The organism is Rhizobium sp. CG5, assembly GCF_023701945.1.
GTDB lineage: Bacteria > Pseudomonadota > Alphaproteobacteria > Rhizobiales > Rhizobiaceae > Allorhizobium.
Genome location: NZ_JABAEF010000009.1, coordinates 213,315 through 236,890, shown reverse-complemented (window position 1 = coordinate 236,890; position 23,576 = coordinate 213,315). Strand labels below are relative to the sequence as shown.

Annotated in this window: 25 protein-coding genes; 16 read left to right on the top strand and 9 right to left on the bottom strand. The window is 62.4% G+C overall.

The annotated features are described in order from the left end of the window. Positions 1–36: 36 nt before the first annotated feature. Positions 37–1,200, bottom strand: coding sequence for a M20 aminoacylase family protein (locus HGO38_RS16820; protein ID WP_250957051.1), 1,164 nt, complete (start codon positions 1,198–1,200; stop codon positions 37–39). A 24-nt stretch (positions 1,201–1,224) separates the two neighbouring features. Here HGO38_RS16820 and HGO38_RS16815 point away from each other — a divergent pair, with 24 nt between their 5' ends. From HGO38_RS16815 to HGO38_RS16800, 4 genes are all read left to right on the top strand, one after another. After that, the gene (locus HGO38_RS16815) at positions 1,225–1,530 is read left to right on the top strand and encodes a hypothetical protein (protein ID WP_250957050.1); all 306 of its coding nucleotides are present in this window, start codon (positions 1,225–1,227) and stop codon (positions 1,528–1,530) included. Then, positions 1,530–3,236, top strand: coding sequence for a peptide ABC transporter substrate-binding protein (locus HGO38_RS16810; protein ID WP_250957079.1), 1,707 nt, complete (start codon positions 1,530–1,532; stop codon positions 3,234–3,236). Before HGO38_RS16815 ends, HGO38_RS16810 begins: the two co-directional genes overlap by 1 nt. Before the next feature lie 77 nt (positions 3,237–3,313). Further along, complete coding sequence (locus HGO38_RS16805; protein WP_250957049.1) at positions 3,314–4,324, top strand: ABC transporter permease; 1,011 nt, start codon at positions 3,314–3,316, stop codon at positions 4,322–4,324. After that, positions 4,317–5,225: an ABC transporter permease gene (locus tag HGO38_RS16800; RefSeq protein ID WP_250957048.1), complete on the top strand. Its 909-nt coding sequence runs from the start codon at positions 4,317–4,319 to the stop codon at positions 5,223–5,225. The genes HGO38_RS16805 and HGO38_RS16800 overlap by 8 nt, the downstream gene beginning before the upstream one ends. A gap of 55 nt (positions 5,226–5,280) precedes the next feature. Here the strand turns inward: HGO38_RS16800 and HGO38_RS16795 are convergent, their stop codons facing one another. Further along, positions 5,281–5,631, bottom strand: coding sequence for a ribbon-helix-helix domain-containing protein (locus tag HGO38_RS16795; protein WP_250957047.1), 351 nt, complete (start codon positions 5,629–5,631; stop codon positions 5,281–5,283). 108 nt (positions 5,632–5,739) lie between these two features. Beyond that, positions 5,740–6,309: a DJ-1/PfpI family protein gene (locus HGO38_RS16790; RefSeq protein WP_250957046.1), complete on the bottom strand. Its 570-nt coding sequence runs from the start codon at positions 6,307–6,309 to the stop codon at positions 5,740–5,742. 482 nt (positions 6,310–6,791) lie between these two features. Between HGO38_RS16790 and HGO38_RS16785 the strand changes: the two genes are divergently transcribed. The 4 genes from HGO38_RS16785 to HGO38_RS16770 all read left to right on the top strand — a co-directional run bounded on the left by HGO38_RS16785 (position 6,792) and on the right by HGO38_RS16770 (position 10,528). Next, positions 6,792–7,775 (top strand): ABC transporter substrate-binding protein, encoded by a 984-nt coding sequence (locus tag HGO38_RS16785; RefSeq protein ID WP_250957078.1) that lies wholly within the window; start codon positions 6,792–6,794, stop codon positions 7,773–7,775. A 4-nt stretch (positions 7,776–7,779) separates the two neighbouring features. After that, positions 7,780–8,562 (top strand): ABC transporter ATP-binding protein, encoded by a 783-nt coding sequence (locus tag HGO38_RS16780; RefSeq protein WP_250957045.1) that lies wholly within the window; start codon positions 7,780–7,782, stop codon positions 8,560–8,562. After that, positions 8,513–9,358, top strand: a complete 846-nt coding sequence (locus HGO38_RS16775) for an ABC transporter permease (RefSeq protein ID WP_250957044.1) — start codon at positions 8,513–8,515, stop codon at positions 9,356–9,358. The genes HGO38_RS16780 and HGO38_RS16775 overlap by 50 nt, the downstream gene beginning before the upstream one ends. 174 nt (positions 9,359–9,532) lie before the next feature. Next, positions 9,533–10,528, top strand: coding sequence for an isopenicillin N synthase family dioxygenase (locus tag HGO38_RS16770; protein WP_250957043.1), 996 nt, complete (start codon positions 9,533–9,535; stop codon positions 10,526–10,528). Between the two features lie 65 nt (positions 10,529–10,593). Here HGO38_RS16770 and HGO38_RS16765 read toward each other — a convergent pair whose 3' ends face one another. Beyond that, positions 10,594–11,052 carry a cupin domain-containing protein gene (locus HGO38_RS16765; protein ID WP_250957042.1) on the bottom strand — a complete coding sequence of 153 codons (459 nt, stop codon included), beginning with the start codon at positions 11,050–11,052 and terminating at the stop codon, positions 10,594–10,596. A gap of 167 nt (positions 11,053–11,219) precedes the next feature. Here HGO38_RS16765 and HGO38_RS16760 point away from each other — a divergent pair, with 167 nt between their 5' ends. From HGO38_RS16760 to HGO38_RS16725, 8 genes are all read left to right on the top strand, one after another. Beyond that, entirely contained in the window at positions 11,220–11,393 is a 174-nt protein-coding gene (locus HGO38_RS16760) for a hypothetical protein (protein ID WP_250957041.1), read from the top strand. A 134-nt stretch (positions 11,394–11,527) separates the two neighbouring features. After that, the gene (locus tag HGO38_RS16755) at positions 11,528–11,857 is read left to right on the top strand and encodes a nucleotidyltransferase family protein (RefSeq protein WP_250957040.1); all 330 of its coding nucleotides are present in this window, start codon (positions 11,528–11,530) and stop codon (positions 11,855–11,857) included. Further along, positions 11,838–12,347, top strand: a complete 510-nt coding sequence (locus HGO38_RS16750) for a ribonuclease toxin HepT-like protein (RefSeq protein ID WP_250957039.1) — start codon at positions 11,838–11,840, stop codon at positions 12,345–12,347. Before HGO38_RS16755 ends, HGO38_RS16750 begins: the two co-directional genes overlap by 20 nt. A 138-nt stretch (positions 12,348–12,485) precedes the next feature. Beyond that, positions 12,486–13,481, top strand: coding sequence for a P1 family peptidase (locus HGO38_RS16745; protein WP_250957038.1), 996 nt, complete (start codon positions 12,486–12,488; stop codon positions 13,479–13,481). A 315-nt stretch (positions 13,482–13,796) separates the two neighbouring features. After that, on the top strand, positions 13,797–15,536 hold the full coding sequence (locus HGO38_RS16740) for a PHA/PHB synthase family protein (protein WP_352230497.1): 1,740 nt from the start codon (positions 13,797–13,799) through the stop codon (positions 15,534–15,536). Between the two features lie 8 nt (positions 15,537–15,544). After that, positions 15,545–16,951 carry a bifunctional enoyl-CoA hydratase/phosphate acetyltransferase gene (locus HGO38_RS16735; protein WP_250957037.1) on the top strand — a complete coding sequence of 469 codons (1,407 nt, stop codon included), beginning with the start codon at positions 15,545–15,547 and terminating at the stop codon, positions 16,949–16,951. Beyond that, positions 16,948–18,126, top strand: a complete 1,179-nt coding sequence (locus HGO38_RS16730; RefSeq protein WP_250957036.1) for an acetate/propionate family kinase — start codon at positions 16,948–16,950, stop codon at positions 18,124–18,126. The genes HGO38_RS16735 and HGO38_RS16730 overlap by 4 nt, the downstream gene beginning before the upstream one ends. A 196-nt stretch (positions 18,127–18,322) precedes the next feature. Next, positions 18,323–19,501 carry an alpha-D-ribose 1-methylphosphonate 5-triphosphate diphosphatase gene (locus tag HGO38_RS16725; RefSeq protein WP_250957035.1) on the top strand — a complete coding sequence of 393 codons (1,179 nt, stop codon included), beginning with the start codon at positions 18,323–18,325 and terminating at the stop codon, positions 19,499–19,501. 6 nt (positions 19,502–19,507) lie between these two features. Here the strand turns inward: HGO38_RS16725 and HGO38_RS16720 are convergent, their stop codons facing one another. From HGO38_RS16720 to HGO38_RS16700, 5 genes are all read right to left on the bottom strand, one after another. Beyond that, a complete protein-coding gene (locus HGO38_RS16720; protein WP_250957034.1) occupies positions 19,508–19,903 on the bottom strand; it encodes an ester cyclase in 396 nt (131 codons plus the stop codon). Positions 19,904–20,000: 97 nt separating this feature from the next. Then, the gene (locus HGO38_RS16715; protein WP_250957033.1) at positions 20,001–20,759 is read right to left on the bottom strand and encodes an ABC transporter ATP-binding protein; all 759 of its coding nucleotides are present in this window, start codon (positions 20,757–20,759) and stop codon (positions 20,001–20,003) included. After that, positions 20,756–21,589 (bottom strand): ABC transporter ATP-binding protein, encoded by an 834-nt coding sequence (locus HGO38_RS16710; protein WP_250957032.1) that lies wholly within the window; start codon positions 21,587–21,589, stop codon positions 20,756–20,758. Before HGO38_RS16710 ends, HGO38_RS16715 begins: the two co-directional genes overlap by 4 nt. After that, positions 21,586–22,518, bottom strand: coding sequence for an ABC transporter permease (locus tag HGO38_RS16705; protein WP_250957031.1), 933 nt, complete (start codon positions 22,516–22,518; stop codon positions 21,586–21,588). The genes HGO38_RS16710 and HGO38_RS16705 overlap by 4 nt, the downstream gene beginning before the upstream one ends. Next, positions 22,515–23,573, bottom strand: coding sequence for an ABC transporter permease (locus tag HGO38_RS16700; RefSeq protein WP_250957076.1), 1,059 nt, complete (start codon positions 23,571–23,573; stop codon positions 22,515–22,517). Before HGO38_RS16700 ends, HGO38_RS16705 begins: the two co-directional genes overlap by 4 nt. Positions 23,574–23,576: the final 3 nt, after the last annotated feature.

The window sequence follows — 23,576 nt, the reverse complement described above, 5'->3', positions numbered from 1 at the left end:
ACACGAAGACAATGCAGATGCGGATCGCCGCCTCAATCAGGCGGCAAGCGAGGTTTCAGCCAGCGTCACCCAGTAGCTGATGCCATAGGGAATGGCGTCGTCGTTGAAATCGTAGGAGGAATTGTGCAGGTTGGCGGTGTCGCCATTGCCGATGAACACGAAGGCCCCTGGCCGCGCTTCCAGCATGTAGGAGAAATCCTCCGCCCCCATGGCCGGCGGGAAATCATCGCTGACGGCCTTGTCGCCAGCCACCTTGCGCAGCACGTCGAGGGCGAATTCTGTCTGATCGGCATGGTTGAAGGTGACGGGATAACCGCGATGATAGCGAACCTCGGCCCGGGCGCCCATGGCCATGGCGATCCCCGAGGCGATCTCCTTGATGCGGCTTTCCGCCATGTCGCGCATCGCCGGCAGCAGCGTCCGCACCGTGCCGGAGAGTTTGACGCCGTCCGGAATGACATTATAGGCGTCGCCGCCATGGATCTTCGTCACCGTCACCACGACGGACTGCAGGGGATCGGCTTCGCGCGCTGCAATCGACTGAAGTGCCACGATAACCTGCGCAGAAGCCAGAACCGGGTCGATGCTCTTGTGCGGTTGCGCCGCATGGCCGCTGCGGCCAAAAATCTCGATGTCGAACTGGTCGGCGGCCGCCATCACCGAACCCTTGCGGGTCGCAAATTCGCCAACCGCCATGCCGGGGTGATTGTGCATGCCGTAGACTTCCTGGATGGAGAACTTTTCCATCATGCCGTCCTTCACCATGGCAAGCCCGCCGCCGCCACCCTCTTCGGCCGGCTGGAAGATCACCGCGACCGATCCCTTGAAATTGCGCGTTTCCGTCAGATGTTTGGCCGCACCCAGCAGCATCGACGTATGCCCGTCATGGCCGCAGGCATGCATCTTGCCGGGGGACTTGGAACTCCATTCCTTGCCGCTCGCCTCCAGGATCGGCAGGGCATCCATATCAGCGCGAAACCCGATGGTTGGCCCATCGCCACGGCTGCCCTTGATGATGCCGACAACGCCGGTCCGGCCAATTCCCGTCTCGACGACATCGCAGCCGAACGATTTCAGCTTGTCGGCAACGAAGGCCGCCGTCTCATGCACATCGTACAGAAGTTCCGGGTTCTGATGCAAATGCCGGCGCCATCCAGCCACCTCTTCCTGCATCTCGCTGGCGCGGTTCAATAGCGGCATAGGCACAGTCCTCGATTATCGTTTTTGGTTCCTGCTCATGGGTTGGGCGGCATAGTGCGCTGTGTCAAAGCGCTTTTGCAAGCCGCAATTTTCGGCCTTGAACGAAAAATAGCCCTGTGTTTAGATGGCACAAATTTTGAGCAAGTCCGCTGGGATACATCCGCGGCTGGCGCTGGATACACCGAAGCATTGGAGGCGGCGCAATCAAAATTACAAAATCATGTCAGTATATTAGTGGATTGGCATTGGTTTCCTGAGGTCATTTGTGGTGGACATCAGGTGTATTTCAAAATCACAGCTCCAAACAAAAAAATAAGGGGAACAACATGATGCAGACATACCGAATCCTTTTGGCAGCCTCGGTAGCAGCCATGGCCCTGGCGGGTTCGCCCGCCTTGGCCGAACGCGGCACCGACGGCGATCTGAAGATCATCTTCTGGCAGGCCGTCTCGACGCTCAACCCGTACCTGTCCGGCGGCACCAAGGAAGTCTACGGCGCCTCGATGGTCATTGAGCCGCTGGCCCGCTACGACGAGACCGGCGCTCTGGTGCCGATGCTGGCCGTCGAGATTCCGACGGTTGAAAATGGCGGCGTGGCAGCCGACCTGAAGAGCATCACCTGGAAGCTGAAGCCCGACCTCAAATGGTCGGATGGCACGCCTGTGACCGCCGATGACGCGATTTTCACCTGGAAATACTGCACGGCCCCCGATGGCGGCTGCGCCCAGACCGCCTATTTCGAAGGCGTCAGCAATGTCGAAGCCGTCGATCCTTCCACCATCAAGATCTCCTTCACCGATCCCAAGCCGTATCCCTACAGTGCCCTTGTCGGAGGCCAGTCGCCGCTGATCCAGGCGGCCCAGTTCAAGGATTGCATGGGCATCAAGGCGCCGGAATGCACCTCGGCCAATTTTGGCCCGATCGGTACCGGCCCCTTCGTCGTCAAGGAATTCAAGCCGAATGACGTGGTGACGCTTACCGCCAACCCGAACTACCGCGATGCCGCCAAGCCCGCCTTTGCCTCCGTCACGCTGAAGGGCGGCGGCGACGCCGCCTCGGCCGCCCGCTCGGTTCTGGAAACCGGCGAGTTCGACTATGCCTGGAACATGCAGGTGGAGCCGGAAGTGCTGGCCAGCATGATGGCCGCCGGCAAGGGCAAGATCGAGGTCGCCTTCGGCACCCAAGTCGAGCGCATCGATCTCAACCCGTTTGCCGTCGACTCCTCGCTCGGCGACAAGCGCTCGACCAAGGAAGCCGGCCCCCACCCGGCTTTGAAAGATCCGGCGGTGCGCAAGGCGCTGTCGCTCGCCATCGATCGCGATATCATCGATGAAGCCGGCTATGGCGACAACGGCAAGCCGACCTGCAACATTCTGCCGGCCCCGGATATCTATGTGTCGACCGCCGTTGACTGGTGCCTGAAGCAGGATGTCGATGCGGCCAACAAGCTGCTCGACGATGCCGGCTGGGTCAAGGGTTCCGACGGCATTCGCGCCAAGGACGGCGTGAAGCTCTCCTTCCTCTACCAGACCTCCACCAATTCCGTTCGCCAGGCCACCCAGGCCCTGGTCAAGGACATGTGGCAGCAGATCGGCGTGGAAAGCGAATTGCGCAATGTCAGCGCCTCGGTGTTCTTCGGCGGCGATCCGGCCAGCCCGGACACCTTTCAGAAATTCTATGCCGACGTGCAGATGTACACCAACAACTTCGACGGCACCGATCCGGAGAAATACATGGCCGGCTGGATGTGCGACAAGATTCCAAGCCCGGCCAACGGCTGGCAGGGTGAAAACATCGTGCGCTACTGCAACCCGGAATACGATGCCCTCGTCAAGGAACTCGGCAAGACCGGCAAGCTCGAGGACCGGGCCGTGATCGCCAAGAAGCTCAACGACATGCTGAGCAATGACGTGGCGCAGATCCCGCTGATCCATCGCGGCCAGCCCTCGGCTGTCTCGGCAACCCTTGAAGGCGTCAAGATGAACGCCTGGGATAGCGAGCTGTGGAACGTCGCCGACTGGTCGCGCAAGAAGTAAGTGCCTCTTTGCCGGGCCAGTGCAACGCTCTGGCCCGGCGATCGCATTTCACTTCGTGACAGTTCGGAGATCATCCAATGTTCAGCTTCACGCTGCGGCGATTGCTGTTTGCAATCCCGACGCTACTGATTATCAGTTTCGTTATTTTCGCCCTGCTCGATCTGGCTCCCAACGATCCGCTCGGCGAATTGCCCCTGACCATTCCGCCGGAAGTGCGCGAACAGATGCGCGCGGCGCTGGGCCTGGACCAGCCTTTCCTCATCCGCTTCCTGAAATGGCTGCAGCAGTTCTTCATCAACGAACCGCTGAACATCTTCGAGGAACTGACCGGCCTGACCATCGGCACGGGCGAACGCATGCGTGTGCTGTCCTGGGCAACCCGCAGCCCGGTCGTCGACCTGATCGTGCAGCGCCTGCCGCAGACGCTGTGGGTCGTCGGCCTGTCCTATGTGTTCGGCGTTTTGCTGGCGATTCCGATCGGGGTGATCTCCGCCTACAAGCAATATTCGATCTTCGACCAGATCGGCACCTTCGTCTCGATGGTCGGCTATTCCGTTCCGACCTTCTTCACCGGCGTGCTGCTGATCGTCATCTTCTCGTCCTACCTGCAATGGTTCCCGTCGATCTACGACACCAATCTGGTGGTCAACGACTGGTCGAGTTTCGTCCTGCAGGTCAAGCAGATGTTCCTGCCGGTGCTGGTCCTGACGCTGTTCAATACCTCGCAGATCAGCCGGTTCGTGCGCGCCTCCATGCTCGACAACCTGCATCAGGACTATGTGCGCACCGCCCGCGCCAAGGGCGTCAAGGAAAAGACCGTGCTTCTGGTCCATGTCCTGCGCAACAGCCTGATCCCGGTGGTCACCGTCATCGCGCTCGGCGTGCCGACGATCTTTTCGGGCGCCATCATCACCGAGCAGATCTTCCGGGTGAACGGGCTCGGGCAATTGCTGATCATCGCCATCCAGGGGGCCGATATCCCGCTGGTGCAGACGCTGACCTTCATCTTCGCCGTCCTCATCGTCCTGTTCAACCTGATTGCCGATGTTCTCTACGGCATCCTAGACCCGAGGATCCGCTATGACTGATGCGACACAGACGGTCGACAGCCCGTCACGATCCTTTGCCGGCGACCTGTGGCGACAGTTCAGGGCCCATTCCGGCGGCGTGGCGGGGCTGGCGGTGTTCGCCTTCATCGTGGTGGCGGTCTATCTCGGGCCGTTGATCCATACCATCGACCCCAACAAGATCGACATCCGCGCCAAGAACCAGGGGCCGTCCTTTGCCCATCCGTTCGGGACCGACAATCTCGGCCATGACATGCTGGCCCAGGTTCTGGCTGGCGGACAGATTTCGCTGGCGGTCGGCATGACGGCCATGCTGCTGGCGCTGTTTCTCGGAACGCTGGTCGGCGTGCTCTCGGGCTTTTTCAGGCGCATCGACGGGCTGTTGATGCGCATCACCGACCTGTTCCTCGCCCTGCCCCTGCTGCCGCTGCTGCTGGTGATCATCATGCTGTTCCGCGACACGCTTCGAGCCGCCTTCGGCCCGGAAACCGGCATCTTCATCCTGATCGTCTTCGTCATCGGGATAACCAGCTGGATGCACACCGCCCGCATCGTGCGCGGCGACGTGCTGGCGGTCAAAAGCCAGGAGTTCATCCTGGCGGCCAAATCGAGCGGCATGCACCAGTATCGCATCATCCTGAAGCACATCCTGCCGAATGTCATGAGCTCCATCATGGTTTCGGCAACGCTCGGCATCGCCTCGGCGATCATCACGGAATCGGCGCTAAGCTTTCTCGGGCTCGGCTTCCCCTCCGACTTCCCGACCTGGGGCCGGCTGCTGTTCGATGGCGCCAACTTCCTGCAGATCACCCCATCGCGCGTGCTATGGCCGGGGCTTGCCATTTCGCTGACCGTGCTCTCCGTCAACTATATCGGCGACGCGATCCGCGATGCGCTCGATCCGCGCATGTTGAAACGGTAGGGGGCGAACGCGATCTGCAAACCCAGGACCGACAAGCCGATCAGTGATACGCCGATCAGTGATACTTGGAGTTTTCGGCCGTCAGGATCCGGTCGGCATCAAGCGAGCTGATCGGCAGGTCCGTGTTGTCGGGGATGTCGCCGGACAGTTGCAGCGCCAGATAACGGCCGCAGCAGACGCGCAGGAACGAGGTGAAATTGCCGAGATCATGGCCGGCATCGATGGATTCATTGTAGAGCTTGGCGATCAGCTGGATGGTATTCATTCCGTCGCGCCGGCCGATTTCCTCCAGCGTCATACAGAAGAAATTCTCCAGCCGCACGCTGGTCACCATGCCGTCGATCCGCATCGACTTGGTATGGCTCTCCCACAGGGTGGGGTCGGCCTGGATGAAGAGCTTGCACATGGTTTCCTCCCGGATGCGCATGTCTTTGAAGGACAAGACGGAGACTAACGCGAAACGGAAGGGCCCGGAAGCCCTCCCCTCCTTGTCTCTCCGCCGACAGACGGCAGCTCAGGCGTCGAGTACGGCCATGAACTGCTTGAGCCAGGCCGGATGCGCCGGCCAGGCGGGCGCGGTGACCAGATTGCCGTCGGTGACGGCCGCGTCGATGGCAATCTCGGCATAGATGCCGCCAGCCAACTCGACCTCGGGGCGGCAGGCCGGGTAAGCGGAACAGGTTCGCCCCTCAAGCACCCGGGCCGCGGCCAAAATCTGCGCACCGTGGCAAACGGCGGCCACCGGCTTGTCAGCATCGAAGAAATGCTTCACGGCCGAAATGACATTGGCATCCAGCCGCAGATATTCCGGCGCCCGCCCGCCCGGGATGACCAGGGCGTCGTAGTCCTTGGGGTCGATATCGGCGAAAGTGGCGTTGAGCGCGAAATTGTGGCCGCGCTTTTCCGAATAGGTCTGGTCGCCCTCGAAATCGTGGATCGAGGTTGCGATGATCTGACCCGCCTTCTTGCCGGGGCACACCCCATGCACCGTATGTCCGACCGCAAGCAGCGTCTGGAACGGCACCATGGTTTCATAATCCTCGGCAAAATCACCGGTGATCATCAGGATTTTCTTGGTCGACATAGCATCATCCTCCCGTTGTGGAATGTCACGGACATGCTAGCAATTCCGTCAGATCAACGGGTATTAGCGCCATACTACACCAGGCTTTTTGTCCGGCAGCGCCGGCGCTCCCGCCATGCCCAAAATCCCGGGCAGTGGGCGAATTGACCAAATATTAATCATCGCCTTGGTGCGGTCTGGCCTTATTTTAGACAATGCTCCACATCGCCAGGCCGGGCTGTCCGCCGAGACCCAAGGCAGGCGCCACATAGCCATCTGGCATGAAAACTGCACCCCTGAAACCGAGTAGAAGCGGTCAGGGAACAGCCCGGGACATTGCTCGAGACATGCCGGCCCACGGCCGGTTTGCCGCCCATTGCCGCGCCATGCTTTTGCCAGCATCCGAAAACCTGCATCCCGGCGCACGCAGACGGCAAGCCAGATCCGACGGTCGGACGCTATCAGGATCAACAGGAGACGATCTGCCAATGTCGATTGCACGCATTTCGAAAACGCTATCCGCCGCCACCGTCGCCGCGTTGCTGACCGCAGGATCTGCGGCTGCCGCCGACAAGGTGGTCTTCCAGCTTGACTGGCTGCCGGGCGGCGACAAGGCACCGATCTATGTCTGCATCGACAAGGGCTTCTGCGCCGACGAAGGCATCGAAGTGGCGATCGAGCCCGGCCGCGGATCGACGGAAGCAATTACCCGGCTTGCCGCCGGAACCTCCGATGTCGGCTCCGCCGATATCGGCGCGCTGATGGCCGCCAAGGTCACCGAAAAGGTCGGCATCACGGCGATCATGTCGATCTTCAACAAGGGCCCGCATGCCTTCTTCGCCATCAAGGGCACCGGCGTCACCAAGATCGAGGACGTCAAGGGCAAGCAGGTGGCAACCTCGCCGTTCACCTCCTCCAACGTCTTCCTGCCGCTGGTTCTGGCCGACAAGGGCATGACCGAAGCCGACATCACACTCACCAAGGCCGATCCCGGCGCGCTCGGCCCCATGCTGATGACCGGCGCCTCGGAAGTGATCATTGCCTGGATGACCAATGTCAGCGTCTTCACCAAGCAGGCGGCAAGCGCCGGCAAGGAGCTGGAGGTGCTGCCGTGGTATTCCGCCGGCCTCGACCTTTATTCCGCCTCGCTGCTGGCCTCCGACAAGTTCATCACCGAGCGCCCCGATGTTGCCAAGCGTTTCGTCAAGGCATTCAAGAAATCGCTCGAATATGTGAAGAGCAACCCGGACGAGTCGGCGGTTGCGGTCAACAAGATCGTGCCGGAACTGTCGGTCGACGACGTCAAGGGCGCCATCATGGATACCCTGATCCTCGAATTCAACGATGTCACCGACAAGGACGGCCTCGGCGTGTTTGAGACGGCCCGTCTGGCTGAAACCTGGAAGCGCGTCTCCGCCGCCCAGAAGCTTGAGCCGGCAGCGCTCGACCCCGAAGCCATGGTCAACCGCAGCTTCCTGGCGGAATGAGCCGATGAGCTCGAGCCTCTCACCTCCCGCTTTGTCCTTCAAGAACATGGGGCAGGTCTACAAGACCTCCTCCGGCCCGCTTGAGGCCCTGCGCGGGGTGACCTTCGACGTCAGCCGCCACCAGTTCGTGGCGGTTCTCGGGCCGTCGGGCTGCGGCAAATCGACCCTGCTGCGCTCGATTGCCGGCCTGTTGCCGGCGACATCCGGTTCGGTCGAAGTGTTCGGCTACAAGGTCAGCGAACCCCGCGACGATGTCGGCATCGTCTTCCAGAAGCCGACGCTGCTGCCCTGGGCCAATATCGAGGACAATATCGTCTTCCCCGTCCGCCACAAGACCGGCCGGGTATCCGCCGAAGACCGGCAGCGGGCCAAGCAATTGCTCGACAAGGTGGGCCTCACCGGTTTTGAAAAACGCCTGCCCGCCGAACTCTCGGGCGGCATGCAGCAGCGCGTCGGCATTGCCCGCGCCCTGCATCTCAATCCCGATATCCTGCTGATGGACGAGCCCTTCTCGGCGCTCGATGCTTTGACCCGCGAAGAGATGGGCTTCGAGCTGTTGCGGATCTGGGAAGCCCAGCCGAAGACGGTGCTGTTCATCACCCATTCGATCAGCGAAGCGGTGCTGCTGGCCGATCGGGTCCTGGTCATGAGCGGCCGGCCAGGCACCATCATCGAGGACATCGAGATCAGCATTCCGCGCCCGCGCGGCGTCGAGACTTCCAGCACAAAGGTGATGCATGACTACACCGGACACCTCCGCAATCTCCTCCTCAAGCGCGTTGCCTGAGGATCGTGAGACGATCGGCCAGGTCCTGCACCGCTGGCTGGATACGCCAGGCGTGCTGCCGGTCGGCACCTTCGTGCTGGTGGTGGCCTTCTGGGAAATCGCCTGCCACCTCTTCGCCATCCCGACCTATATGCTGCCGGCCCCCTCGCGTATCCTGACAACGGGCTTCAGCGAGATCACCGCGCTGCGCTGGCTCGACCATGTCTGGGCGACGCTGCGCGTCGCGCTGCTCGGCTACTTCATCTCGATTGCCATATCGCTGCCGATCGCCATCGTGCTGACCAAGTCGAAAATGCTGTCGCGTGCCCTCTATCCGATCCTCGTCGTCGTCCAGTCGACCCCGGTCGTTGCCGTGGCGCCGATCATCATCGTCGTGCTCGGCTCTGGCGATGCGCCGCGCATCGTCATCACCTGCCTGATCACCTTCTTTCCGCTGGTGGTCTCCACCGCAACCGGCCTGATGGCAACGCCGCCGGAACTGATCGAGCTGTCGAAAAGCCTCAAAGCCCCGGTCTGGCGCGAGATCACCCAGATCCGCCTGCCCTATGCCGTGCCCTACATCTTCTCGGCGCTGAAGATCTCGATCACGCTGGCCGTCATCGGCGCGGTTGTCGCCGAATTCGTCGCCGCCGAAAAAGGCATCGGCTATTTCATCCAGTTCTCGACATCCTTCTTCAAGCTGCCGCAGGCCTGGGCGGGCCTTGGCATCCTCGTGCTGATGTCGCTCATCCTGTTCCAGCTGGTAGCGCTGGCGCAAAAACTGTTCTTTCCGTGGAGCATCCCCAAGACGCAGTAACGGACGAAAGATCTGCGGGCCAAAGGCCCGCCACGAGTTCGGCACCGCCATATCAAGGCCGTGCCGGAGCAGGAGTAGAAGCAGTCACGCGCCGCATCAAAAGCGTCGCCGGGTCATTGCTCCTTTTGGAAGATGCCGGACAGGCCGGCATCGCTACACTGATAGGAGACTGAAATGAGTGTCACAGCCTACGGCCTCAACGAACTCAACAAGGAAACCACGATCGGCGGTGAGGGCCAGGAAACCGATCGCGAGATCCGCCAGATCGACATGTCGGATTTCGAGAACCGCAAGTCCGAGATCGCCGATCAGCTCTGGGAGGCCTCGACCACGGTCGGCTTCTTCCAGCTCATCAACCACGGCATCCCGCAGGCCCAGATCGACGAGGCTTTCGAGCTGGAGGCAAAGTTCTTCGCGCTCACTCCCGAAACCAAGGCACAATATCCGCTTAGGTCCGGCACCAATGCCGGCTGGGAATACAAGGCGCAGGTGCGTCCCTCCACCGGCACCGCCGACCAGAAGGAAAGCTACCAGATCACCCTGCCCCGCATGGGCGATCTTTGGCCGACCGAGGACGAAGTCGCGGACTTCAAGGCAAAGATGATGGCCTTCGAGCGCGCCAACTGGGAACTCGGCATGAAGGTTCTCTCCTGCTTCGCCCTGAAGCTCGGCTTCGAGGAGAGCTTCTTCACCACCCGCCACGAGCCGTCCTCGCCAGAATATCAGAGCACGCTGCGCCTGCTGCACTATCTGGCCCTGGTCGATCCCAAGCCCGAGGACTACGCCTTCTGGCGGGCCGGCGCCCATACCGACTACGATTGCCTGACGCTGCTGCACCAGCGCCCCGGCCAGGGCGGATTGCAGGTCTGCCCGGGTCACGAATATGAAAGCCAGTCCTGGACCAGCATTCCGCCGCTGCCGGGCGTCGTCACCTGCAATATCGGCGATATGCTGATGCGCTGGAGCGATGATCAGCTGAAGTCGACCCTGCACCGGGTGCGCATGCCGAAGCCCGACGAATCCCACGGTCCCCGCTATTCCATGGCCTTCTTCTGCCAGGCCAACAAGGACGCGGTGATCCAGGGACCGCAGAAGAAATACGAGCCGATGACCGCCAACGACTACCTGCAGATGCGCATCGCCGCCAATTTCGGCGGCCCGAAGATGTAAGACGACCGCCGCCCGCCGTATTCGCGGCGGGCGGCTTTCCATCTCGGCGCAAGATGGGATGATACTTAAAGGCTGGATGCCGGATGGCCCGCGCCATCGGTCCACGTATCTTCCGGCAGCGATCGATCGCGGTGGCAGACGCGGTCATGATCGGGATAGGTGATCGTATCGACCGGCGCCCGCGTGCCGACCACGAAGCATTTGGTCGGCGTCGATGAACGGTTCTCGAGGCAATGACCGACCGGATCACCCGCCTTGAATGTGGCGGCATCGCCGGCCTGCAGCAGCGTTTCCGTGTCGCCCTCGATCAGCGTGATCGCGCCCTCCAGCACATAGATCATTTCATCTTCGGACTGGTGCCAGTGCTTGGTCGCCGATCGCGAGCCGGGCGGCAGGATCTGGATGAAGGCGCCGAACTGGGTCAGTCCTCCCGCTTCGCTGATCCAGTGTTGCAGATTGGGACCGCAGGAGCTTTCGGCGGACTCTTCAAACTTGATCATGCGATCCGGCGTAATGACGGTCATGTCGTTTCTCCTATCGGCCGCGCAAAGAGCGCATCTTCATTCATCGAGTTTGGATTAGGATCATCAGCCCGGCAAGCGCAGATCGGTCGCCAGGAACGCGTGCCGGTCGTGGCGCCAGGCAGAAGCAAAGGATATCTCAACCACCTTGTCGCTTGCATCGGGTGCGGATGCCGAAGCCGGACGAGTCCCACGGCCCCCGCTATTCCATGGCCTTCTTCTGCCAGGCCAACAAGGATGCGGTGATCCAGGGTCCGCAGAAGAAATACGAGCCAATGACCGCCAACGACTACCTGCAGATGCGCATCGCCGCCAATTTCGGCGGCACCAAAACCGTTCGCTGAGGCAGAACCTGAACCTGGGCGATCATCGGGGTCGCCCAGGATCAGATGCCGGCAGGCCGGGCTACAGGAGCGCAAGCTGGTTGACTTCGCCTTGCCCAGCCATGATATAATTTCTCCCAACGAAAGGGAGCGCGATGTTTGCCACAACACCGCAAGACCACATGGATGTTGCATTCCGCAGGGAGCGAGCAATCTCCCTGACGAAGACACTTGTTCAAGACCTGATCGAGCTGGGCGTTTCGGTGCGGATCATCGGCTCTCTTGCCAATGGAAGCTTCGGACCGGAGTCGGATATCGACATCTTGGTGATGGAATGCCCCTATCGGCTCAAATACCGCATCGAGGCTATGGTCGAAGACGCCCTGGACGGCTTCCTTTTCGATGTCGTCTACTGCGATGAAATTCCCCCGCATCGACTGGCAAGGTTCACGAGGGAATCCGTCGATGCAAGCGATCTTCATTGATCTTGCCAACGAACTTCAGGAACTTGCCGATGAAGTCGAGATGCTGAGGCTCAGTGCCGCCGAACATGAGGCAACCAAATCAACGTTAACACCGCAAATGGCCTGGCTTCATATCGCTGGCTTGGCCTCGGGCATTGAGAAAGTCTACACGGGATGTGAACGGATCATGGCAACGATCGCCGTTCAACTTGACAAGAGCCCGATCTCTCGGGACCAAGGATGGCACGCAACTCTCTTAAGGCGGATGCACAATGCGTTTCCGGGCGTCCGTGAAGCCTTGCTTGCAGATGACACGTACGACGCCCTGAACGACCTCAGGGCCTTCAGGCATCGTGAGCGCAATTCCTACGGCCTTGCTCTCGACTCGGAAATCGTTGGACAACGCGCCAGCGAGGCAATCACGGCCTTCCAGTTGTTCAGGCGCGACTTCGCAAACTTAAGCCGAACGGTTGTGGGGGACACCTATCCCAGTTCAACGCACACGCCCTAAATGCGTATTGCGCTCTTTCAGATCAACTCGTCACGCTTTATCTCTTTTGTTGCTTGTCTTTATCCCGAAACCCGTGTCCGCTTTCGGGCGACTTGCGTTAAGCCCTACCCGGAATTGCTGTTTTGAGGCCATCCCCCCATGCCCCCTCTTCTCAACCTGCTGACCGACATCGACGGCGTCTCCGTGGGCCATGCGACGGACCTGGCGCTCGGCTCCGGCGTCACGGTGATCGTCTTCGATCAGCCGGCAACCGCCTCCGGCAGCGTGCTGGGTGGCGCACCGGGCGGACGCGAGACGGCACTGCTCGATCCGTCGATGACGGTGGAGCAGGTCGATGCCTTTGTCTTGTCGGGCGGATCGGCCTTCGGGTTGGATGCGGCCGGCGGCGTGCAGGCCGGCTTGCGGTCGATCGGTCGGGGTTTTCCGCTCGGCGCTACGCGTGTGCCCATCGTGCCGCAGGCGATCCTGATGGACCTGCTGAATGGCGGCAACAAGGACTGGGGCCTTCATTCGCCCTATCGCGATATGGGATTTGACGCCTTCCAGGCCGCCGCCAAAGGCGCTTTTTCCCTCGGCACCGTCGGTGCCGGCACAGGTGCGACCACGGCCACCGTGAAGGGCGGGCTCGGCTCGGCCAGCGCCGTCTCGTCCAGCGGCCTCACGGTCGCCGCCCTGGTGGCGGTCAATGCCATGGGCTCCGCCACCGTCGGCGACGGTCCGCATTTCTGGGCCGCACCGTTCGAGGTGGATGGCGAATTCGGCGGCATCGGCTACCCCCAAAACTTCTCCTCGCCCGATACCATCCTGCGCGCCAAGGGCATCAACCTGACGGCCACCACCATCGGCGCCGTGGTGACCGATGCGGCGCTCACGAAAGCGCAGACCCACCGCCTGTCGATCATGGCCCATGACGGCCTGGCCCGCGGCGTGCTGCCGGCCCATCTGCCGGCCGATGGCGATACGATCTTCGCGGCCGCTACCCATGCAAGGCCGCTCGCAACCTCGGCCGATTTCATGGAGCTTTGCCATCTGGCGACGCTGGTCATGGCCCGCGCCATCGCCCGCGGCGTTTTCGAGGCAACGGCCCTGCCCGTCGAGGGCGCTCAGGCCTCCTGGCACGACCGCTTCGGTTGACCGGGCGGAAGCTCAGGCGTAACGTTGCACTGCAGCAACCTGCGAGTTCAATGCATGCGGCAGAAGACCCGAACACGACGTCTGAGCCAGCCCCGATCGGGCATGCAAAACCATGAAAAAGTTGAGAAATTGACGATTGGCAAGCCGCGCGACGTCCTTCGTCCGGCCGTCACACGAAAGCCCTATTGCTTGGGCCAGGCTTTGCCCTTTCCGTCATACCTGTTTCCATAGAGGTGTCCCATGTCGTAAGAAAACATTGCCAGCCCCCCCCCCCCGCCTCCCGCCACTATCGACACGGCGCTGGACGCTCTTGGCGTGGGCGAACCGACCGAACTGGAAGGGTACCGGGCGCTGGACCGGATGAGCGACGCGCTGCTGGCGCCTGCCACCGGCGGCCTGTCACCAGCGGCCCTGACGCTGGCGCTGACCGACTGGGCCATTCATCTGGCCATGGCGCCCGGCAAGCGCGCCGAACTTGCCCAGAAGGCGCTGCGCAAGGCCGGCAGGCTGACCGCCCATCTGGCAGCGGCTGCCATCGATCCCGAAACGCCGCCCTGCATCGAGCCGCTCCCCGGCGACGAGCGCTTCACCACTGAGGAATGGCAGCATTTTCCCTTCAACATCATGGCGCAAACTTTTCTGCTGAACCAGCAATGGTGGCACAATGTCACCCATGACGTACCGGGTGTCGCCCCTCATCATCAGGACGTGATGTCCTTTGCCGCCCGCCAGATCCTCGACATGGTCTCCCCGTCGAATTCTCCCTTCAGCAATCCCGTGGTGATGAAGCGAGCGGCAGAGACCGGCGGGATGAATTTTGCCAAGGGCTTTGCCAACTGGATCGAAGACCTCAACCGCCAGGCGACCAAGCAGCCCACTGCCGGCACCGAGGCGTTCCGGCCGGGCAAGGAGGTAGCCGTCACACCGGGGCGTGTCGTCTATCGCAACCGGCTGATCGAGCTGATCCAGTATGCCCCGGCGACTGAGACCGTCTATGCCGAGCCGGTGCTGATCGTGCCGGCCTGGATCATGAAATATTACATTCTCGACCTCTCGCCGGAAAACTCGCTGATCCGCTATCTGGTCAGCCGTGGCCATACGGTGTTCTGCATCTCCTGGCACAATCCGAATGCCGCCGACCGCGATCTTGGGCTGGACGATTATCGTCGCATGGGCGTGATGGCGGCACTCGACGCCATCAGCGCCATCCTGCCGGACCGCAAGATACATGCCACCGGCTATTGCCTCGGCGGCACGCTGCTGGCGATCGCCGCCTCCGCCATGGCACGCGCCAAAGACGAGCGCCTGGCCTCCGTGACGATGTTTGCCGCCCAGACCGATTTCACCGAGCCGGGCGAACTGGCTTTGTTCATCGATGATAGCCAGCTGAATTTCCTGGAAAGCGTGATGTGGAATCGGGGCTATCTGTCCGCCGACCAGATGGCCGGCGCCTTCCAGCTGCTGCGCTCCAACGACCTGATCTGGTCGCGTATGGTGCATGACTACATGATGGGCGAACGCTCCGAGATGATCGACCTGATGGCCTGGAATGCCGACACGACACGCATGCCGTTCCGCATGCATTCGGAATATCTGCAGAGGCTCTATCTCGACAACGAACTGGCCGCGGGCCGCTTTATGGTCGACGATCACCCCGCCGCCCTGCAGAATATCCGTGTGCCCACCTTCGTGGTCGGCACCGAGCGCGACCACGTTGCGCCGTGGAAATCGGTCTACAAGATCCACTACCTCGCCGACACCGACGTCACCTTCGTGCTGACCAGCGGCGGCCACAATGCCGGCATTGTCAGCGAGCCGGGCCATGCCCACCGCCATTTCCGCATGGCCACCAAGCGCGCCAGCGATCCGTGCGTCAGCCCGGAAGAGTGGGCGGCCGAGGCCCGCTCGCAGGACGGTTCCTGGTGGCCGAGCTGGTCGGACTGGCTGGCTGGCCATTCCGCGGCAAAAAAGGTTGCCCCGCCGCCGATCGGCTCCAGCGAAAACGGCGATGTCGCCGACCAAGCCGCGCCCGGCACCTATGTATTGCAGAGATGAGGCCTGACATGGATCAGACGCTGATGACCAACCGCACCTTCGATGAGCTCTCCGTCGGCGACAGCGCCACGCTGGTTCGCACCGTGCGGCAGGAGGATATCGATCTCTTTGCCACCTCGTCCGGGGATTTCAATCCGACCCATCTCGACACGGCATTCGCGGCCGACACCCGGACCGGCCATATCATCGCCCATGGCATGTGGACCGCCGGCATGGTCTCGGCGCTGCTCGGCACCAAGCTGCCCGGCCCCGGCACGGTCTATCTCGCCCAGGACCTGACATTTCTGAAACCCGTTTCACCGGGCGACACCATTACGGCAACGGTCACCGTGCAGGAAAAGCGGGCCGAGAGCCAAGTGGTTCTGTTCAATACGCGCTGCGTCAACCAGGCCGGCGAGGATGTGCTGACCGGCACCGCGACCGTCATGGCGCCACCCGAGCATGTCGCCTGGCCGCAGACCATTCTTCCCGATATCGCCGTGCAGCGCCACGACCGGTTCGACGCAATCGTGGCTGAAGCACGCCGCCTGCCGCTGCTGCGCACCGCCCTCGTCCACCCCTGCTCGCCCGAAGCGATCCTGGCCGCCTTCGAGATCCGCGACGAAGGTCTTCTCGATCCGGTTCTGATCGGCCCGGAGGCGAAGATCAGGGCCGCCGCAGCCAAAGCCGGCGTTTCGCTGGACGGCTTCGAGATCATCTCCGTCGAGCACAGCCACGCGGCGGCGGCCCGCGCCGTCGAACTGGCCGTGGCCGGCCGGGTGGAAACCATCATGAAAGGCAGCCTGCACAGCGACGAATTGCTGGGGGCGGTCGTGGCGCCCGGATCGGGCCTCAAGACCGAACGGCGCATCAGCCATGTCTATGTCATGGACGTGCCGGCCTATACCAAGCTGCTGATCGTCACCGATGCGGCGATCAACATTGCCCCGACGCTCGACCACAAGCGCGACATCTGCCAGAACGCCATCGATCTCCTGCATCTGCTCGGCAATCCGGAGCCCAAGGTCGCCGTGCTGGCCGCCGTCGAAACCGTCAACGACAAGATGCCGGCGACGCTCGATGCCGCGGCCCTGACCGTCATGGCAGCCCGCGGCCAGATCACCGGCGGCCGCGTCGACGGCCCCCTCGCCTTCGACAATGCCATCAGCATGGACGCCGCGCGCACCAAGGGCATCGTTTCGCCGGTGGCAGGCCAGGCCGATATCCTGCTCGTGCCGGATCTTGAAGCGGGCAACATGCTGGCCAAGCAACTCCTCTACTTTGCCGGAGCGGACGCTGCCGGCCTCGTGCTGGGCGCCCGGGTGCCGATCATCCTGACAAGCCGCTCCGACAGCCTGAAGGTACGCATCGCCTCGGCGGCCCTTGCCAAGCTCGTGGCCGCCCGCAGCCTGGCACAGGGACTGCCGGCCCGATGACCGACAAGCTGCTGCTGACCTTCAATGCCGGGTCCTCGACGGTGAAGATCGGGCTCTTCCTGCACGAGGACGGCAAGGCGCGCCGCATCGGCAAGGGCATGATCGACTTTCGCCACACGCCGCTGACCTTTCACCTGGTGGAAGGCCCCGAGGTCTTCGACGTTCCGCTCGAGGCCGAAGCCGGCGATGTGCTGCATGAGGTGCTGGAGGAGACGTTTGGCTGGCTTGCCGCCCATTTCGACATGGATGCCGTGACCGCCGTCGGCCATCGGGTGGTGCATGGCGGCGACATGTTTTCCGGCCCTGTCCTGCTGGATGACACGACGATTGCCGCCATCGACGCCCTGACGCCGCTGGCGCCCCTGCATCAGCCGCAAAATGTCCGGCTGATCACGGCGATCCGCGACCTGCGCCCGAACCTGCCGCAGACCGCATCCTTCGACACGGCCTTCCATCGCACCCAGTCGCCGATCGTGCAGCGTTTCGCCATCCCGCGCCAGTATTTCGATCAGGGCATCAAGCGTTACGGATTTCACGGCCTGTCCTACCGCTATATCGCCGACAAACTGGCGCGGCTGAGGCCCGACCTTGCCGGCGGCAAGACCATCATTGCCCATCTCGGCAGCGGCGCCAGCCTCTGCGCCGTTGAGGGCGGGCTGAGCCGCGACACATCCATGGGCTTTTCGACGCTCGACGGCATTCCGATGGCGACCCGCAGCGGCGCCATCGATGCCGGCGTTCTGCTGCACTGGATGGGGCAGATGGGCCTCAGCCGCGAGGATGTGGAAGACATCCTCTACCACAAATCCGGTCTGCTCGGCCTTTCCGGCCTCAGCGCCGACAGCCGGGCCCTGCTGGAAAGTGACGAGCCGGAAGCAATCGAAGCCATCGAGATCTTCACCCTGCGCATCGCCGGCGAGATCGCCCGGCTGACGGTAACGATCGGCGGCCTCGACGCTTTGGTCTTTACCGCCGGCATCGGCGAGCATCAGCCGCAGATCCGCGCCGCGGTCTGCCGCCGCCTGCAATGGCTCGGCATCGCGCTCAACGAGGAGGCCAATGACGCCAATTCCGAAAGCATCCATGACGCCGCGGGTCGCGTTGCCGTGCTGGTGATCGAGACCGACGAGGAACAGGTGATCGCCGACGAGGCGATCAGCGTTCTCGACAGCTGAACCACGGCACGGCGCCTTGCCGAACGATCCGAAAATGCCGGCATTGACACATAACCGACATACGGCATCGATATGCAGGGCGCATGCTGTAGTCTTGCAGCAAAACCGAGGTTAAACTCCCTCAATCCGCGCCGCACGACGGCAGATGAAACGACGCCGCCGCTGCCGGCATCGAACGCCGAAGGAATTCAAGGTGATGAACACGATATCCGGCCCATGGTCCAAGGCCCACGAGGCAAGCTTCCTCCTGACCAACGCCCGAATCGTTCTTGCCAACCGCATCGTCACCGGCAGCATCACCGTCGAAAACGGTGTCATCACCGCCATCGACGAGGTGCTGCACGGCAAGGATGCGCTGGATTTCGACGGCGATTACCTGCTGCCCGGCCTTGTCGACATCCACACCGACCATTTCGAGAAACATGTCTATCCGCGCGCCCATGTGCGCTGGGATTACACCCGCGCAGCCCTTGCGCACGATGCGCAGATCATCGGCGGCGGCGTGACGACTGTGTTCGACAGTCTCTGCGTCGGCGCCACGACCGACAATCCGGAACGCGCCCAGATCCTCGGACCGATGATCGACGCGCTGGAGAAGACCCAGGCCGCCGGCATGCTGCGCGCCGAGCATTTCCTTCATCTGCGCTGCGAGATCACCGACCCCGAGACCGTGGCCCTGACGGCTGCCAATATCGACCGCGCCATCGTCAAGGTCGTGTCCGTGATGGAGCATCTGCCGGGCCTGCGGCAAAGCCGCGACATCGATGCCTATGTCTCGCGGGCCTCGAAATCGACCGGCGAGAGTCATCACATCGTCCGCGAGAAGATCAAGCTGCTGGTTGAGGAGAAGAGCCATATCGGCGAAATCGTGCGGCCGCAGGTCGTCGCCCTTGCCAAATCGCGCGGCCTGCCGCTCTTAAGCCATGACGACACCGATATCGAACATGTCGACATGGCCGCCGACGAAGGTGTGCTGATCTCCGAATTTCCCTGCACGATGGAGGCGGCCCGCGAGGCCCGCGCCCGGTCTATGCTGACCGTTGCCGGCGCCCCCAATATCCTGCGCGGCGGGTCGCAATCCGGCAATGTCGCCGTGCGCGATCTGCTGGCTGAGAATCTCGTCGATATCCTGGCCTCGGACTATGTGCCGCGCTCGCTGCTCGACGCCGCCTTCATGATCGCCGCCGATGAGGACCTCGACTTCGACCTGCCGGCCGCCCTGCGCATGGTCACCAAGACGCCAGCGGAAGCCGCTGGCCTCAAGGATCGCGGCGAAATCGCCGTCGGCAAACGCGCCGACCTGCTGCGCGTCGGCACCCATGACGGCCATCCCTTCCTGAAGACCATCTGGCGGCAGGGCGTGCGGGTAGCATAGCGGCCGTCAGCCGGCCAGAATCTGCGCTTCGATGGCCGCCTTGTCGATCACCGACCAAACCTGCACGATCCTGCCGGCCTTGAATTCATAGAAGACATTCTCGCTGAAGGTGACGCGCCGTCCATTCAGCGCAAGGCCGAGGAACATTCCCCGTGGCGAGCAGTCGAAGTGGAGACGGCTGGCGATGGACGGCGGATCGCAGATCAGCAACTCAATGTTGAACTGCAGATCCGGGATGCTCTGAAAGTCGTTTTCAAGCATCGCCCTGTAGCCCGACAAGCCGATTTGGACACCATTGTAGGTGACCTCTGTGTCGACGAACTGTCCGAGATTCGACCAATCCTGATCGTTCAGGCAGGCAATATAGCCGCGGTAGACCGAGGCGAGATCGCTTTTGCGCATGGCATTCGTCCTGTTTCCGATCTCCTGAAACGCAGAGGTCGAGGCGAAGGTCCGTCGAGCGGCGAGCCGAATGTCAGATCAGGCTCTGCGTTCACTCTCAACCGACTGCCACACGCCGGAACCCTTCGCTGGCCTTCAGCAATTGGCGGGTATAATCGGTCGAGAAGCTGCGCGAGCGCAGGTCCTCGACGCTGAACTGCTCGACCATCTCGCCGTCGCGCATGACGGCCAGCCGCTCGCACATATGGCTGATGACGGCCAGATCATGGCTGACCATCACGAAGGTCAGGTTGCGGTCCTTGCGGGCCTGTTCGAGCAGGTTGAGGATTTCCGCCTGGATGGAGGCATCAAGCGCCGAGGTCGGCTCATCGAGCAGCAGGATTTTCGGCTCGACGATCAGCGCCCGGGCGATCGCCACACGCTGGCGCTGGCCGCCCGACAACTGGTGCGAATAGCGAAAGCGGAAACCGGTCCCAAGCCCCACTTCGTCCAGCGCCCGCTCGATGCGGCGGTCGACGTCCGTAAAGCCGTGGATGGCCAGCGGCTCCAGCAACAGCCGATCGACCGTCTGGCGCGGATGCAGGGAGCCATAGGGATCCTGGAACACCATCTGCACGGTGCGATAGAAATCGCGATCCCGCGCTTTGCCCTTGAAGCGGCGGCCATCGACCTCCAGGGTTCCACTCTCGAAACTGTTCAGCCCGGCCACGGCCCGAAGCAGCGTCGACTTGCCGGAGCCGGATTCGCCGACAATGCCGAACGAGGCGCCATGCTCGACATCGACACTGACCGTATCGAGTGCCCGGAAACCATCGAAGGTGACGACCATGTCGCGAACCGAAAGAGCCATCGTCATAGGGACCACTCCGCCTGGCGTTTCAACACCGGCAGCGGATGCCGGTCGCCGCTGATCTGCGGCAGACAGTTCAACAGTCCTTGAGTATAGGGATGCTGGGCCTTGGACAGTTCGCCGGCCGGCAGTTCCTCGACCACGCGGCCGGCATACATCACCAGCACCCGGTCGCAGAAGGACGAGACGAGCCGCAGGTCATGGCTGATGAAGATCAGGCCCATGCCGCGCTCCGACACCAGCTTGTCGAGAATATCGAGCACTTCCAGCTGCACGGTAACATCCAGCGCCGAGGTCGGCTCGTCGGCGATCAGCAGTTCCGGTCCGCAGACCAGCATCATGGCAATCATGGCGCGCTGGCCCATGCCGCCCGAAACTTCGTGCGGATAAAGGTCGAAGACGCGTTCGGCATCGCGGATCTGCACCGCTTCCAGCATCAGCAGAGCCCGCCGGCGTGCCTCCGCCGAAGACAGGCTTTCATGGGTCGACAGCGTCTCGACGATCTGCCTGCCGATCGACATGACCGGGTTGAGCGAATATTTCGGATCCTGCAGGATCATGGCGATCTTCTTGCCGCGCAGTGTGCGCCGCTCGCTGGGCGAGATCGAAAGGAGATCGCTATCGCCAAACCGCAGCCGGTCCGCCGAGATTTTCGCGTGACCCGGCGTCAGGCCCATGATGGCGCGGCCGGTCTGCGACTTGCCGGAGCCGGATTCGCCGACGATGCCGAGCCGCTCCTTGCCGAGCGTGAAGCTGACGCCGCGCACGGCTTCCACAAGGCCGGTGCGGGTCGGGAAGCCGACTTTCAGGTTCTGGACATCGAGAAGCGGGCTCATTGGCCGGCCTCCTTCGGATCGAGCGCATCACGCAATCCATCGCCGAGAAGGTTGAACCCGAGGCTGACCACGAGAATGGCAAAGCCCGGCATCGCCGCTACCCACCATTGATCGAGAATGAAGCGCCGGCCCGACGCAATCATCGCGCCCCATTCCGGCAGCGGCGGCTGGGCGCCGAGGCCGAGGAAGCCGAGGCCGGCAGCGGTCAGGATGATGCCGGCCATGTCGAGCGTGACGCGCACGATCAGCGACGACATGCACAGCGGCATGATATGAAACAGCACGATGCGCAGCGGCGACGCCCCCATCAGCCGGACGGCGGAGATGTAATCCGAGTTCCGGAAAGTCATCGTCTCGGCGCGGGCTATGCGCGCATAGGGCGGCCATGAGGTCACCGCGATGGCCAGAACCGCATTCTCGATGCCCGGACCAAGGGCTGCGACCAGCGCCAGCGCCAGGACCAGCTTCGGAAAGGCGAGAAAGATATCGGTGATGCGCATCAGCACGGCATCGATCCAGCCGCCGGCATAACCCGACACCGTGCCCATGATCAGGCCTATGGGGGCTGCGATGATGGCGACCAGAAAGATGACGAACAGCGTCAGCCGCGAACCGTGCAGCAGCCGTGACAGGATATCGCGACCCTGGTCATCGGTGCCGAGCAGATAGCCGGCCGAGCCCGGCGGCAAAAGCCGAGCATTGCGCAGATCGCCCTGCACCGGCGAATAGGGCGCCAGCACATCGGCAAAGGCGGCGATGAACAGCAGCAGCAGGATGATGCAGAGACCGGCCAGTGCCAGCCTGTTTTCAGAGAAGCGCTGCCAGATGACATAGAGCCGCCCCAGCCGGGCCTGGCGGCGCGATTGCGGCCGGTCGGATGTCAGCCATTCACGAAGGGAGGGTGGAGGTGTCGTCGCGGTCTCGCTCATCGGCTGCGTGTCCTTGGATCAAGCGTGCGGTAGAGCAGGTCCGACAGCAGGTTGATGCCGACGAAGACCGACCCGATGACGACGGTTCCGCCGAGCACGGCATTCATATCGGCATTCTGCAGCGAATTGGTGATGTAGAGGCCAAGACCCGGCCAGGCGAAAATCGTCTCGGTCAGCACCGAGCCCTCGAGAAGGCCGGCATAGGAGAGCGCGATGACGGTCACCAAGGGCACTGCGGCATTGCGCAGCGCATGGAACCAGATGATCCGGGTTTCCGTCAGCCCCTTGGCCCGCGCCGCGACGATATATTCCTGGCTCAACTCGTTGAGCATGAACGAGCGCGTCATGCGGCTGATATAGGCGAGCGAAAAATAGCCGAGCAGCGAGGCCGGCAGGATGATGTGGCGGAACAGGTCCCACATCACGTCCCATTTGCCCTGCCAGGCGGCATCGAGCAGGAAAAAGCCGGTGACCGACGTAAAGCTGTATTCGTAGATGATATCGACGCGGCCGGGATAGGCGACCCAGCGCAGCTGCGCATAGAACAGCAGCAGCGACAGCAGACCGAGCCAGAAGATCGGCACGGAATAGCCGATCAGGCCGATGATGCGGACGATCTGGTCGATCAGGCTGCCGCGCTTGACGGCGGCCAGCACGCCAAGCGGCACGCCCAGCACCGAGCCGATGATCGTGCCGACGGTGGCAAGCTCGATCGTGGCCGGAAACACCCGTCGGATATCGGTCAGAACCGGATTGGTGGTCAGCACCGACGTGCCGAAATCGCCGGTCAGCGCCTGGCGGAGATAAATCAGGAATTGCTGCCAGAGCGGCAGGTTCAGACCCAGTTCCTCGCGCACGCGGTCGACGACATGGGCGGGCGCCCGGTCACCGAGAATGGCCAGAACCGGATCGATCGGGATGACGCGGCCGATGAAGAAGGTCACCGCCAGCAATCCGAGAAAGGTCGTGACGACGGTGACGAGAAACCGCAGTACGGACCACGAAAACGCCGAGGCGCGCGCGCTTGCGCGCCGCGCCTCGGTCTTCTTTGCGATGGT

What these genes read in the sequence shown, in the direction of transcription:
- HGO38_RS16820 (WP_250957051.1), bottom strand. Translation starts at nt 1,200, where the DNA reads ATGCCGCTATTGAACCGCGCCAGCGAGATGCAGGAAGAGGTGGCTGGA.
- HGO38_RS16810 (WP_250957079.1), top strand. Translation starts at nt 1,530, where the DNA reads ATGCAGACATACCGAATCCTTTTGGCAGCCTCGGTAGCAGCCATGGCC.
- HGO38_RS16805 (WP_250957049.1), top strand. Translation starts at nt 3,314, where the DNA reads ATGTTCAGCTTCACGCTGCGGCGATTGCTGTTTGCAATCCCGACGCTA.
- HGO38_RS16800 (WP_250957048.1), top strand. Translation starts at nt 4,317, where the DNA reads ATGACTGATGCGACACAGACGGTCGACAGCCCGTCACGATCCTTTGCC.
- HGO38_RS16795 (WP_250957047.1), bottom strand. Translation starts at nt 5,631, where the DNA reads ATGTGCAAGCTCTTCATCCAGGCCGACCCCACCCTGTGGGAGAGCCAT.
- HGO38_RS16790 (WP_250957046.1), bottom strand. Translation starts at nt 6,309, where the DNA reads ATGTCGACCAAGAAAATCCTGATGATCACCGGTGATTTTGCCGAGGAT.
- HGO38_RS16780 (WP_250957045.1), top strand. Translation starts at nt 7,780, where the DNA reads ATGAGCTCGAGCCTCTCACCTCCCGCTTTGTCCTTCAAGAACATGGGG.
- HGO38_RS16775 (WP_250957044.1), top strand. Translation starts at nt 8,513, where the DNA reads ATGACTACACCGGACACCTCCGCAATCTCCTCCTCAAGCGCGTTGCCT.
- HGO38_RS16770 (WP_250957043.1), top strand. Translation starts at nt 9,533, where the DNA reads ATGAGTGTCACAGCCTACGGCCTCAACGAACTCAACAAGGAAACCACG.
- HGO38_RS16765 (WP_250957042.1), bottom strand. Translation starts at nt 11,052, where the DNA reads ATGACCGTCATTACGCCGGATCGCATGATCAAGTTTGAAGAGTCCGCC.
- HGO38_RS16760 (WP_250957041.1), top strand. Translation starts at nt 11,220, where the DNA reads ATGCCGAAGCCGGACGAGTCCCACGGCCCCCGCTATTCCATGGCCTTC.
- HGO38_RS16755 (WP_250957040.1), top strand. Translation starts at nt 11,528, where the DNA reads ATGTTTGCCACAACACCGCAAGACCACATGGATGTTGCATTCCGCAGG.
- HGO38_RS16750 (WP_250957039.1), top strand. Translation starts at nt 11,838, where the DNA reads ATGCAAGCGATCTTCATTGATCTTGCCAACGAACTTCAGGAACTTGCC.
- HGO38_RS16745 (WP_250957038.1), top strand. Translation starts at nt 12,486, where the DNA reads ATGCCCCCTCTTCTCAACCTGCTGACCGACATCGACGGCGTCTCCGTG.
- HGO38_RS16735 (WP_250957037.1), top strand. Translation starts at nt 15,545, where the DNA reads ATGGATCAGACGCTGATGACCAACCGCACCTTCGATGAGCTCTCCGTC.
- HGO38_RS16730 (WP_250957036.1), top strand. Translation starts at nt 16,948, where the DNA reads ATGACCGACAAGCTGCTGCTGACCTTCAATGCCGGGTCCTCGACGGTG.
- HGO38_RS16725 (WP_250957035.1), top strand. Translation starts at nt 18,323, where the DNA reads ATGAACACGATATCCGGCCCATGGTCCAAGGCCCACGAGGCAAGCTTC.
- HGO38_RS16720 (WP_250957034.1), bottom strand. Translation starts at nt 19,903, where the DNA reads ATGCGCAAAAGCGATCTCGCCTCGGTCTACCGCGGCTATATTGCCTGC.
- HGO38_RS16715 (WP_250957033.1), bottom strand. Translation starts at nt 20,759, where the DNA reads ATGACGATGGCTCTTTCGGTTCGCGACATGGTCGTCACCTTCGATGGT.
- HGO38_RS16710 (WP_250957032.1), bottom strand. Translation starts at nt 21,589, where the DNA reads ATGAGCCCGCTTCTCGATGTCCAGAACCTGAAAGTCGGCTTCCCGACC.
- HGO38_RS16705 (WP_250957031.1), bottom strand. Translation starts at nt 22,518, where the DNA reads ATGAGCGAGACCGCGACGACACCTCCACCCTCCCTTCGTGAATGGCTG.